The sequence below is a fragment of the Variovorax sp. PDC80 genome (genome assembly GCF_900115375.1).
GTDB lineage: Bacteria > Pseudomonadota > Gammaproteobacteria > Burkholderiales > Burkholderiaceae_C > Variovorax.
In genome coordinates this window covers 13,321-24,981 of record NZ_FOWG01000017.1, presented here as the reverse complement: position 1 = coordinate 24,981, position 11,661 = coordinate 13,321, and the positions used below count along the sequence as shown (strand labels likewise).

Genomic DNA, 11,661 nt, shown 5'->3' with positions numbered 1-11,661 from the left:
CGGCGGCGCGGTCCTACGCGCTGTCGCGACGAAGGGCGCCTCGTTGGGCGGCGGCGTGGCCCCACAGTGCCAGCACACCGCTCCACGTCCCTTTGCCATGCCCACCGCATCCGCCACGACCCGCCGCGCGCGCCCGCCGCGCGGCCCGCTCTCCATCTTCATGGTGGAGGACGAGCCGCTGGTGCAGGACAGCCTGCGCGTGGTGCTCGGCGGCTTCCTCGGCGCCGAGGTGGTGGGCTCGGCGAACAGCGAGGCCGAGGCGATCTCGTGGCTGCAGGCGCACGACGATGCCTGGCGGATCGCCGTGGTGGACCTGTTCCTGCAGCAGGGCACCGGCCTGGGCGTGCTGTCGTGGCTCGCGCCGATGAAGAACGGCCGCACGGTGATCGCGCTGACCAACGCGGCCACGCGCGCGAACCGCGCGCAGTGCCTGCAGCTCGGCGCCGATGCGGTGTTCGACAAGTCCGAAGAGATCAACGAGTTCCTGAGCTTCTGCGAGAGCAGGTCGATGGGTTTGCCGGCGGCGCAGCCGGCGGCCACGTCGCGCGCGACCGGACGCGTCTGAGCGGCGCGCGCCACCGCCTACAGCGATGCAGGCGGCGCACCGACGATGCGCGGCCGGTGCGGTCCCAGGATGAAGTTTCTTTCCCCACTTCATCCACACACCTCACTCACTGAAAGGAGTCAGACATGGCCAAGGAAAAGCATCTGCTCGACACGAACAACAACCTGCACCGCGACCCGATCACCGGCGAGCCCGGCTCGCACCCGGTGGGCACCGGCGTCGGCGCCACCGGTGGCGCGCTCGCGGGCGCGGCGGTCGGCGCGGTCGGCGGCCCCGCGGGCGCGGCGGCCGGCCTGATCGCGGGCGCCGTGCTCGGCGGCATGGGCGGCAAGGCCGTCGCGGAACGCGTGAACCCGAGCGTGGAACGCGCGCACTGGGCCTCGGCCTATGAACGCGAGCCCTACTACGAAGCCGGCCGCAGCTACGACGACTACGCACCGGCCTACGAACTGGGCTGGAGCGGACGTGCCGCGGGCCATGACGAGTTCGCGTCCGTCGAGCCCTCGCTCGCGCGCGAATGGGAAGCGCGCCGCGGTACTTCGACACTCGACTGGACGCGCGCCCGGCCCGCGTCGCAGGCCGCCTGGGAGCGTGCCGATCGTCTCTACTACAGCGACGAGGACAGCGCGATTCCCGCGGTGGATGGGGTCCCGCTGGCCAACGACGACGTGGTCGACGTGATCAACGACCTGCTTGAGACCAGCCGCGATGGCGAGTACGGCTTCCGTGTCTGCGCCGAGGAGATCGATGACGCGCAGCTCAAGCGCGTGTTCGCGGCGCGCGCGGTCGAATGCGCCGATGCGGCGGCGCAGCTGGTGCGCGTCGTGGAGTCCTATGGCGGCCAGCCGGCCGCGGGCGGCACGGCCAGTGGTGCCATGCATCGCGGCTGGGTGCATGTGAAGGGCGCGGTCGGCGCCAACAGCAAGCTGTCGATCCTCGAGGAATGCGAGCGCGGCGAGGACACGGCCGTGGCGCGCTACCGCAAGGCGCTCAAGCAGATGCTGCCGGCGGGCGTGCGCGAGATCGTCGCGACGCAGGCACGCGGGGCGCAGCGCAACCATGACCAGATCCGCGACCTGCGCAACGCGGAGCGCGCGGCGCGTTGATCGCGGCGTCATGAACGAGAAAGAGCCCGGCATGCCGGGCTCTTTTTTTGGGGGGCCGCGTGGCGATTACTTGCAGTTGAGCTTCATCGCCTCGATGCGCCCGCCGAAGCCAAGCCGGCTGATCAGCCCGCCTTCGCGGCTGTTGGCCGGGAAGCTCACGGTGCGGTCGCGGAACATCGCGTGCTGGTAGACCTCGAGCGTGGCGCGCGGGCCCACGGTCACGCTGTCGATGTCGCGCTGCAGCTGCCGCGCCGTGCCCTTGTCGAGGCTTTGCAGGGTGGCGGGGCCGACCAGCGTCACGACGTCGCCCTGGAAGTCGCGCTTCGAATAGAACTGGGCCCAGCAGCCGGAGCCGTGCGCCGGGTCCTCGACGCGCAGCGGCACGAGCAGCACGGTGGGCTCGGCCTGGTTGTCGACGGCCGAGACCTTGGGCGTGCCGGTGGAACAGGCGCCGAGCGCGAGCGCGGCGGCGAGGCCCAGGGGCCAGAGGGTGCGAGAAGTCTTCATGATGGATGCAAAGGCTGGGATCGGGGAATGGCGCCGGCGGGCGGATCGAGGACCCGCCTGGCTCGAAGGAGGCCGAAGGCCTGCGCCGCGAAGCTTCAAGATAGCGGCCGAGCGGCGCGATGCCGTAGGAGAAAGGCGCGCGGCGCCGTCGCAGGCGGGCGTGCCTGTTCGTGGACCGCATCGCACCCCACCAAATAAAGCGCTTGCAATTGAATCGCATGCGATCTAATATTCGGCCCATGCCAGCCAAGAAAGCTTCCTCCGCCCAGCCTGTCGCCCCCAGTGCCGACCGGCTCACGCTGGACGAGCAGCTGTGCTTCTCCGTCTACTCGACCATGTTGAGCCTCAACAAGGTCTACCGCGGCCTGTTGCGCGATCTCGATCTCACCTACCTGCAGTACCTCGTGATGCTGGTGCTGTGGGAGCGCGACGGCCTCAACGTGTCCGAGATCTGCACGCGCCTCTCGCTCGAGACCACCACGCTCACGCCCCTGCTCAAGCGGCTCGAGGCCCGCGGGCTCATCGTGCGCGCACGCTCGGCGCTCGACGAACGGCAGGTCATCGTGTCGCTCACCGCCGAGGGGCGCGCGCTGCGCACCAAGGCCAAGGCCATCCCGGCCTGCGTCGCGCAGGCGATGGAGCTGTCGGGCGACGAGATCGACGGCCTGCGCCAACAACTGCAGACGCTGCGCGCCAGCCTCGACAGGAACGCATGACCACTCCACTCCCTCGCGAGGCAGCCCTTGCCGGCTGCCTTTTTTCAAGGCATTTATATCGCATGCGATATTCATTCATACGCTAGTTCTCCCGTCCACCCGTTCCCTCCCCTCCAGCCAAAGGAAATCACCATGTCCTCGAACCAGACCACCTCTTCTTCCACCACGCGCCGCAGCCTGCTGACCGGCAGCGCCGCCACGCTCGCGACCGGTGCCCTCGTCGGCGCGGGCCTCGCGCGCAACGCCGAGGCCGCGCCCGCGCGCGCGGCCAAGGGCCAGCGCAGCTCGGGCAACACCATCATCACCAAGGACGGCACGCAGCTCTACTTCAAGGACTGGGGCAGCGGGCAGCCCGTGGTCTTCAGCCATGGCTGGCCGCTGAATTCCGACAGCTGGGAATCGCAGATGCTGTTCCTCGCCTCGCAGGGCTTCCGCACGGTGGCGCACGACCGCCGCGGCCATGGCCGCTCGAGCCAGCCGTGGAACGGCAACGACATGGACACCTACGCCGACGACCTCGCCACCGTCATCGAGACGCTGGACCTGAAGAACGTGGTGCTGGTCGGCTTCTCGACCGGCGGCGGCGAAGTCGCGCGCTACATCGGCCGCCATGGCACGAAGCGCGTGGCCAAGGCCGCGCTGATCTCGGCCGTGCCGCCGCTGATGCTCAAGACGGCCGCCAACCCCGGTGGCCTGCCGATCGAGGTGTTCGACGGCCTGCGCGCGGCGCAGCTCGCGAACCGCTCGCAGTTCTACAAGGACGTGCCCTCGGGTCCCTTCTTCGGCTTCAACCGGCCCGGCGCCAAGCCCTCGCAGGGCCTGATCGACTCGTGGTGGGCGCAGGGCATGCAAGGGGGCCACAAGAACACCTACGACTCGATCAAGGCCTTCTCGGAAACCGACTTCACCGAGGACCTGAAGAAGTTCGACGTGCCCACGCTGATCGTGCACGGCGACGACGACCAGATCGTGCCGATCGGCGCCGCCGGCCTGGCCTCGGCCAAGCTGGTGAAGAACAACAAGCTGATCGTCTACCCGGGCGCGCCGCACGGCCTGACCGACACGCACAAGGATCGCTTCAACGCGGACCTGCTCGCGTTCATCAAGTCCTGAGCGGGACATCCGGCGCGCGGGCTTGACGCGCGCGCCGGGCTTGCGTCTGATGCGGGCATGCACACGCCGCATCCACCAAGGACCTCGAGATGACATCGCCCCCCTGGGACCTCGAACGCTTCGTGAGCGCGCAGGACCCGGTGTACGCCGAGGTCTGCGCCGAACTCGCCGCGGGGCGCAAGCGCAGCCACTGGATCTGGTTCGTGTTCCCGCAGCTCGCGGCGCTGGGACGCAGCTCGACGGCGCGCTTCTTCGGGCTCGAGGGCATAGCTGAGGCGGCGGCCTATTGGGCGCATCCGGTGCTCTCGCAAAGGCTGCGGCAGTGCACGCAGCTCGTGCTCGACGTGCAAGGCAAGAGCGCGCACCAGATCTTCGGCTCGCCCGACGATCTGAAGCTGTGTTCGTGCATGACGCTGTTCGAGGTCGCCGCGCGCGGCGAGCCGGTCTTCGGCGAGGTGCTCGCGCGCTACTACGGCGGAGTGCGCGACGAAGCGACGCTCGCGCTGCTCGGCGCCTGATTCAGAGCGCCATCAACCCGCCGGCGACAGCCGCCAACGCGACCACCAGCACCGGCGACATGCGCGCCCAGACCAGCAGCCCGAAGGCCGCGAGCGCCAATCCGAAATCGGCGCGCGTGCGGATGGCGCTGGTCCACACCGGGTCGTAGAGCGCCGCCACCAGCACGCCGACCACGGCCGCGTTGACACCGGCCATCGCGCGCTGCACGCCCTCGCGCTGGCGCAGCGTCTCCCAGAACGGCAGCGCACCCGCCACCAGCAGGAACGCGGGCAGGAAGATCGCGAGCAGCAAGGCCAGTCCACCGAGCCAGCCACCGAAGGGGCCGGGCATGACGGCGCCGAGGAATGCGGCGAAGGTGAACAAGGGGCCCGGCACCGCCTGCGCGGCGCCGTAGCCCGCGAGGAAGACCTCGTTCGAGACCAGCCCGCTCGGCACCACGCCGGCCTGCAGCAGAGGGAGCACGACGTGCCCGCCGCCGAACACCAGAGCACCGGCCCGGTAGAAGTCGGCAACGACGGCAAGCCCTGGCGAGTGCCATGCGGCGGCCACGAAGGGCAGCGCCACGAGCAGCACGACGAACAACCCGAGCAGTACGGCGCCGGTCGTCTTGCCCACGCCGTAATCGCGATGCCGGGCCGCGGGCAGAGGAACCAGCTGCAGCGCCCATCGCCCCACCACGCCACCCGCGACGATCGCCGCGATCTGCCCCCATGCCGAAGGCACCGCGAGCACCAGCAGCGCCGCGACGATGGCCACGCCCGCGCGCAAGCGATCGGGACACAAGGTCCTGGCCATGCCCCAGACCGCCTGCGCGACCACGGCCACCGCGACCACCTTCAGCCCATGCACGGCGCCCGACTGCGAGAGCGCGGACCACTGCGTGACGCCGGTCGCGAACAGCACGAGCGCCACGGCCGATGGCAGCGTGAACCCGATCCACGCCGCGATCGCCCCGCCCCAGCCCGCACGACCCAAGCCGAGCGCGATGCCCACCTGGCTGCTCGCGGGCCCGGGCAGGAACTGGCACAGCGCCACCAGGTCCGAGTAGCTCCTGTCGTCGAGCCAGCCGCGGCGTTCTACGAAGGCCGCGCGGAAGTAGCCCAGATGGGCCACCGGGCCGCCGAAGGAAGTCAGGCCGAGCTGGAGGAAGGCGAGAAAGACCTCGAGCACCGAGCCGCGTGCGCGGGCGGTGTCGTGGCCTTCATCGGAAGGGCCTGGGTCGGATTGCTGCTGCGGGTTCATGGAGGCGGCGCGGCAGTATCGGTCACGCCCATGAAAGTTCGACCGGCCCTGCATCGACAAGATGTCTCCCAGATCGATCGCCAGAATCCATCCGCCCACCTCTCCTCCCCCCTCGGGTGGGCTTCCTCCCTGGTCCCATGCGAGTACGGACCATTCGGCCCGCCTCGTGCGGGCTTTTTTTCGGCCCGCGTTCCATTGGCCTTTTTGACGCAAATGCGCGCGCGACAACGTCAACCGAATTCCGTAGGCAAAATCCAGGCATGCGAAACGTAGAGGGACTGTCGGACCGAGAACTCGAGGAGCAGGCACGCGTCTGGCGCAAGCGCGCGCTCGAGGGCGAGCTGCACGCCAGGGGCACGGCCCATCTGCTCGAGACCGAGGCCCGGCGCCGCGTCGGCCTCGCGCGCTTCGATCCCGATGCCCTCGACCTGCGCTCGCTGGCGGATCGGCAGTTTCTGCCGCACCAGGGACTGGGCGGCAGGCTGCTCAAGGCGGGCATGCTCGCTGCGGGGATCACGCTGATTCTGCTGTTGCTCGTGGCCTATCGCTGAGCGGGCCCGCTACCGCTGGCGCACTCGAACCAACGCCCAAAAGCAAAAGGCGCTGCAACTCGGAAAGTTGCAGCGCCTCGCAATTTGGTGGCCTGGGGCGGAATCGAACCACCGACACGCGGATTTTCAATCCGCTGCTCTACCAACTGAGCTACCGGGCCTGGTATGGCACCTCACCGAATCACCGGGAGAACCGGCTTTGAGGCCTGTTCAACCACCGTGCTGCGGTGTGGAGCCTGCGATTATACAGCGCTTCTGCGGCCTCGCGAAAGATCCACACCAAGTTGTTTGAGCTTTCGGTACAGATGGGTGCGCTCGAGGCCGGTCTTTTCGGCCACGCGGGTCATCGAACCGTTCTCCATCGCGAGGTGGAATTCGAAGTAGGCCTTCTCGAAACCGTCGCGCGCATCGCGCAACGGACGGTCGAGATCGAAACTCTGCGTGGACTGCGGGCCCTGGTCGGGCACGGGCACCGACGCGAGCGATGCCATCAGCAGGCTGTCGCCGGTGGTGGTGATGGCGCTCGGCTGGCCATGGCCGGTGGGCGTGGGAACGACACCGGCCGCGGCGCGGCGCGCGCTCTCGCGCGCGAGTCCCTGCTCGACGGCCTTCAGCAGCTTCTGCAGGGTGATGGGCTTTTCGAGAAACGCGAAGGCACCGATGCGCGTGGCATCGACGGCAGTGTCGATGGTGGCGTGGCCGCTCATCATGATGACGGGCATCGTGAGCAGGCCCGCGGTGGACCACTCCTTGAGCAAGGTCACGCCATCGGTGTCGGGCATCCAGATGTCGAGCAGCACGAGATCGGGACGCGCACGCTGACGCGCGGCACGTGCCTCGGCCGCGTTCTCCGCGAGTTCGACGTTGTGGCCTTCGTCATTGAGAATTTCGAAGAGCAGGTCCCTGATGCCCAGCTCGTCATCGACCACGAGAATGTTTGCCATGAGTGCTGCTTGTTGTATGCGCTGGTGTGTTGGTGCGACGGCCTCGTTCGGTCGCGCCGCGCGGCGGAAGACTTACTTCGAATCTTCGGTGTGAGCGGCCGCTGCCTGCGGCTCGCCTGCCAGCGCGAATGATAGCGAGACTTGCGCCCCGGCTATAGCCCCGTCGACGACGCGGTTGGACAGCTCGATGCGCGCGCCGTGCTCGTCGGCGATCTTCTTGACGACCGCGAGCCCCAAACCTGTACCTTTTGTTTTCGTCGTGACGTAGGGCTCGAACGCGCGCTTGAGAATGTTCTCGGCGAAGCCCGGTCCGCTGTCCTGCACGGTGAGCCGCACGCGCTGTCCAGAATCGCCGAGCCGCGTGCGGATGACGACCTCGCCGCGCCGTCCGGTGGCACCGGCCGCGGCCTCGGCGGCATCCTGCGCGTTCTGCAGCAGGTTGTGGATGACCTGGCGCAATTGCTGCGCGTCGCCGCGGATCGGGCGGCAGCGCTCGTCGGGCTCGAAGCGCAGCGCGATCGGCATGGTCTCGACGTTGTAGAGATGAAGCACGTCGACCAGCAGCGCATTGAGGTCGACGGGCTTGAGGTCGGCGGCCGGCAGGCGCGCGTAGTCGCGGAATTCGTTGACCAGCCGCTTCATCGCATCGACCTGGTCGACGATGGTCTTCACCGACTTGACCAGCACCGCCTGCTCGGGCGCGGCGACCTTGCCCGAGAGCTTCATCTCGAGCCGTTCGGCCGAGAGCTGGATCGGCGTGAGCGGGTTCTTGATCTCGTGCGCAAGCCGCCGCGCGACCTCGCCCCAGGCCTGCGCGCGCTGCGCCGAGACGATCTCGGAGATGTCGTCGAACACCAGCAGCCGCGCGGCGCCCGGCAGCTCGGCACCGCGCGCCACGATGTTGATGGCGCCTTCCTGCTGCGGCAGGTCGGTGCCGGTGGCGTGCAGTTCGAAGGCATGCTGCCAGTGGTCGAGGCCATGCTGCATGCGCTCCACGAGGAAGTCCTCGAACTGCTGCTGCACGGCGGCGCCGAAGTCGGCCAGGCCCGGCACCTCGGTGAGCAGCTGGCCTTCGTAGGCCGCGAGCGGCGCGCGCAGCACGCGCGTGGCGCCGGGGTTGGTCGACAGCACGGTGCCGCCGGCATCGAGCACGATCACGCCCGAGGTCAGGTTGTCGAGGATGGTCTGCAGGTTGGCGCGCGCGGCATCGAGCTGGCCCATGGTCTTCTCGACCGCGGTGCGTGCCTCGGCCAGTTGCTGCGTCATGACGGCGAACGAACGCGTGAGGCCGCCGAGCTCGTCCTTGCCCTGCGACACGGCCGTGGGCCGCAGGTCGCCGGCGGCCACCTGGCGCACGCCATCGGCCAGCACCAGCAGCGGCCGCGCGAGCTGGTTGCCGAACAGCACCGCGAGCAGCACGGCACCGAACACGGCGAGGAACAGGCTCAGCGTGAGCGTGCCGATGTACATGCGGCGCAGGCCCACGCGCCCGAGCGCGCGCTCCTGGTATTCGCGGTTGGCCTTGTCGACCGCGAGCGCGTTGGCCACCACGTTGGGCGGCAGCGGCCGCGTGACCTGCAGGAAGCGCGGCGCGGCATCGAGGTCGAAGCCCGGGCGCTGCACCATCGCGAGCGCGCGCACGGTGGCCGGCGGCAGCAGGATGCCCGGCGGCGGCTCGTCGAGTCCCTCGATGTGGGCGATCGCGCGGTCGGCGCGCACCTGGCGCAACTGCTGCGGCGTGGGCCGCTCGGGATTGAGCTGGAAGCGCGACGCGCCCGCGGTGGCGATGAGCTGGCCCGCGTTGGTCCACAGCACCACGTCGGTGGCCTCGAGCTGGTCGCGGATGCGTTCGAGCGCGAGGCCGGCGCTGGCATCGGAGACCTGCGCGAGCTGGCCGCCGGCCGCACGCGTCTTGGCCGCGAGGTCGTCGGACAGCGCATCGAGCGTGGCACGCCCGAGGTTCAGGCCCGAGTTCAGCGCGCCCTCGACCTTGACGTCGAACCAGCTCTCGATCGAGCGCTCGACGAACTGGTAGGACACGACGTAGACCAGCGCGCCCGGCACCACGCCCACCAGCGCGAAGATGGCGGCGAGCTTGATCAGCAGCCGGCTGCCGAACTTGCCCTGCCGCAACCGGCGCAGCAGCCGGAACGCGACCCAGCCGATCACCAGCACCAGCACCACCGCCACCACGACGTTGATGCCGAACAGGCGCACGTAGTAGCGCTCGTAGAGCTCGCGGTTGTTGGTGGCCTGGGCCAGCAGGAACATCAGCACCAGGCCGATGGCGGTGACCAGCGCGGCCCCGACGCCCACGGCCCAGCGCATCGCGCGCGAGCGGCGCGCGGCGGGCGTGGCCGCGGCACCGCTGCGCGGCTTGGAACTCACCGCTGCTTCTCCACCGCCAGGCGCGCGCTGCGCTCGGCGGAGATGTTCCAGTCGGCCTGGCCGGCCACGCCGATCTGGAACGGCCGCGGCAGCTGCGAGGTGTCGAGCCGGAAGCGGAAGGTGACCTGATGCAGCGGGTCGTCGCCGATCTCGGCCGGATCGCCCATGCGCAGCCGGCCCACGCGCCGCACGGCCTCGAGCGCATCGGCGAGGCTGTCGAAGTTCTGGTTCAGCGACAGGCTGAAGCTGGCCGAGCCCGACAGCGGCAGCGGCGAGATGTTGAGCCGCCAGCGGCGGGTCAGCGGCTGGTAGGCCAGCCGCATGTGGCGCGTGGCCTGCGCGACCTTGCGGTCGGTCCAGTACCAGCGCTCCTGGAACATCTCGGCCTCGGCCACGAAGTAGATCGCGATGCCCTTGTCGAGCACGTCCTCGACCAGCGCGGGCAGCTCGAACTGCACGGCGGCATTGAGGTAGACGGCATCGTCGGACTGCTCGAGCCGCATCTGGGTGACGGCGGCGGCATTGCGCGTCTGGGCCAGCACGGGCGGCGCCAGCACCGTGACGAGCAGCACGACCACCAGCGCCAGCAGCACCAGCCACCGGGGCTTGCGCGGTTCAACCCGGGTGCTTTTCAAGCAGGGCGTAGAAAAAGCCGTCGTGGTCACCCAGGGGATTGTCCTGGACGGCACGGGCATTCGCCCCGCTTTGAGGCAGCAAATGCCCCGGCGATGGCCGCAATCGGGCGTCGGTGTTGTGTGCAAGAAACGCATCGATCTGTTGCGAACCCTCTTCCCGAAACACCGAACAGGTGCAGTAAAGCAGCCGTCCGCCGGGCCGGACCAGGGGCCAGAGCGCCGCCAGCAGCGCGGCCTGCTGCAGGGCGAGCTGGGCGGTATCGCTCTCGCGGCGCAGCCAGCGCACGTCCGGATGGCGGCGCACGATGCCCGAGGCGGTGCACGGGGCATCGAGCAGGATGGCGTCGAAAGGCTGGCCGTCCCACCAGTCGGCGGGCCGTCCCGCGTCGGCCACCACCACCTTGGCCTGCAGGTCCAGGCGGGCCAGGGTCTCGTCGATGCGGCGGCTGCGCACGGCGTCGACCTCGAGCGCGGTCAGTTCGAGCACATCGGGGCCTGCGAGTTCGAGCAGGTGGGCGGTCTTGCCGCCGGGCGCGGCGCAGGCATCGAGCACGCGCAGCCGCCGGCCGGCCGGCGCCGCGAGCCCGTCGAGCAGCAGCGGCGCCGCGAGCTGGGCCGCGGCGTCCTGCACCGAGCAGGCGCCGTCGGCGAAACCGGGCAGCTGCTGCACCGGCCGCGCGCGCGCGAGCTGCAGCCCGCTGGCCGCGACCGGCGTGGCCGGCATGTCGAGTGCCGCAAGTTCGTTGCGGTAAGGGCCGGCGGCCGTCTTGCGCAGGTTCACGCGCAAGGTCATCGGCGCCTGGGCGTTGTCGGCCTGCAGCACGCGCTGCCAGTCGCGCGGATGGTCGCGCTTGAGCTTCTCGATCCACCAGCGCGGATGGTTCCAGTGCGCCACCGGTTCGGCATCGGTCGCGGCCACGAGTTCGTCGCGCTCGCGCAGGAAGCGCCGCAGGCAGGCATTGATGAAGCTGGCCTGCGCGCGCGTGGCCGGGTTGCGCTTGGCGGCCTCCACGGTCTGGTCGACCAGCGTGAAGGGCTCGTAGGGCGACTGCCCCGCGTCCCAGGCCAGCGCGAGCGCGGTGCACAGCAGCGCATCGGGCAGCGGCGGCGGCGTGCGCTTGGCGAGGTGGCGGCGCAGGGCTTCGGCACGGCCCAGCCAGCGCAGCACCTGGAAGCCCAGGGCCTGGACGCCGGGGCGCAGCGCGGGTTCGACGGCCTCGAAGGCGACCGAGCCCGAGGTGCCGGCGCGGATCGACGCCAGCGCCCCTGCGGTCAATTGCAGTTGGCGCCAGAGCGGAGGTTGCAGCGGCGAAGCGCCGCCGTGCGAGGGGTCAGAAGGAAGAGCAGGCAATGCGGGCGATGTTAAAGGGCCCGG

At 69.8% G+C, this 11,661-nt stretch carries 12 protein-coding genes and 1 tRNA gene; 6 read left to right on the top strand and 7 right to left on the bottom strand.

The features are described 5' to 3' along the window. Positions 1-97: 97 nt before the first annotated feature. Positions 98-565, top strand: a complete 468-nt coding sequence (locus BM109_RS35365; RefSeq protein ID WP_093353759.1) for a response regulator — start codon at positions 98-100, stop codon at positions 563-565. A 125-nt stretch (positions 566-690) separates the two neighbouring features. Next, complete coding sequence (locus BM109_RS35360; RefSeq protein WP_093353757.1) at positions 691-1,671, top strand: ferritin-like domain-containing protein; 981 nt, start codon at positions 691-693, stop codon at positions 1,669-1,671. A gap of 66 nt (positions 1,672-1,737) precedes the next feature. Here the strand turns inward: BM109_RS35360 and BM109_RS35355 are convergent, their stop codons facing one another. Beyond that, positions 1,738-2,178: a hypothetical protein gene (locus tag BM109_RS35355; RefSeq protein WP_057593223.1), complete on the bottom strand. Its 441-nt coding sequence runs from the start codon at positions 2,176-2,178 to the stop codon at positions 1,738-1,740. A gap of 239 nt (positions 2,179-2,417) precedes the next feature. Here BM109_RS35355 and BM109_RS35350 point away from each other — a divergent pair, with 239 nt between their 5' ends. The 3 genes from BM109_RS35350 (at position 2,418) to BM109_RS35340 (ending at position 4,525) form a co-directional block, all read left to right on the top strand. Next, complete coding sequence (locus BM109_RS35350) at positions 2,418-2,894, top strand: MarR family winged helix-turn-helix transcriptional regulator (RefSeq protein WP_093353754.1); 477 nt, start codon at positions 2,418-2,420, stop codon at positions 2,892-2,894. Between the two features lie 132 nt (positions 2,895-3,026). After that, positions 3,027-4,007, top strand: a complete 981-nt coding sequence (locus BM109_RS35345) for an alpha/beta fold hydrolase (protein ID WP_093353752.1) — start codon at positions 3,027-3,029, stop codon at positions 4,005-4,007. 89 nt (positions 4,008-4,096) lie between these two features. Next, positions 4,097-4,525 (top strand): DUF1810 domain-containing protein, encoded by a 429-nt coding sequence (locus BM109_RS35340; RefSeq protein ID WP_093353750.1) that lies wholly within the window; start codon positions 4,097-4,099, stop codon positions 4,523-4,525. Between the two features lies 1 nt (position 4,526). On the opposite strand, the gene chrA is transcribed toward BM109_RS35340, so the two are convergent. Next, positions 4,527-5,768 carry a chromate efflux transporter gene (gene chrA / locus BM109_RS35335; RefSeq protein WP_093353747.1) on the bottom strand — a complete coding sequence of 414 codons (1,242 nt, stop codon included), beginning with the start codon at positions 5,766-5,768 and terminating at the stop codon, positions 4,527-4,529. A gap of 260 nt (positions 5,769-6,028) precedes the next feature. On the opposite strand from chrA, the gene BM109_RS35330 reads away from it, so the two are divergent. Beyond that, positions 6,029-6,319 carry a hypothetical protein gene (locus BM109_RS35330; protein WP_093353745.1) on the top strand — a complete coding sequence of 97 codons (291 nt, stop codon included), beginning with the start codon at positions 6,029-6,031 and terminating at the stop codon, positions 6,317-6,319. An 85-nt stretch (positions 6,320-6,404) separates the two neighbouring features. Here BM109_RS35330 and BM109_RS35325 read toward each other — a convergent pair. The 5 genes from BM109_RS35325 to rsmB all read right to left on the bottom strand — a co-directional run bounded on the left by BM109_RS35325 (position 6,405) and on the right by rsmB (position 11,592). Continuing rightward, positions 6,405-6,480 (bottom strand) — tRNA-Phe (locus BM109_RS35325). A gap of 81 nt (positions 6,481-6,561) precedes the next feature. Next, positions 6,562-7,263, bottom strand: coding sequence for a response regulator (locus BM109_RS35320; protein WP_057596622.1), 702 nt, complete (start codon positions 7,261-7,263; stop codon positions 6,562-6,564). Positions 7,264-7,335: 72 nt separating this feature from the next. Beyond that, entirely contained in the window at positions 7,336-9,651 is a 2,316-nt protein-coding gene (locus BM109_RS35315) for a sensor histidine kinase (protein ID WP_093353743.1), read from the bottom strand. Next, complete coding sequence (locus tag BM109_RS35310; RefSeq protein WP_093353741.1) at positions 9,648-10,286, bottom strand: DUF4390 domain-containing protein; 639 nt, start codon at positions 10,284-10,286, stop codon at positions 9,648-9,650. The genes BM109_RS35315 and BM109_RS35310 overlap by 4 nt, the downstream gene beginning before the upstream one ends. Then, the gene (gene rsmB, locus BM109_RS35305) at positions 10,267-11,592 is read right to left on the bottom strand and encodes a 16S rRNA (cytosine(967)-C(5))-methyltransferase RsmB (protein WP_093354083.1); all 1,326 of its coding nucleotides are present in this window, start codon (positions 11,590-11,592) and stop codon (positions 10,267-10,269) included. The genes BM109_RS35310 and rsmB overlap by 20 nt, the downstream gene beginning before the upstream one ends. Between the last annotated feature and the right edge of the window lie 69 nt (positions 11,593-11,661).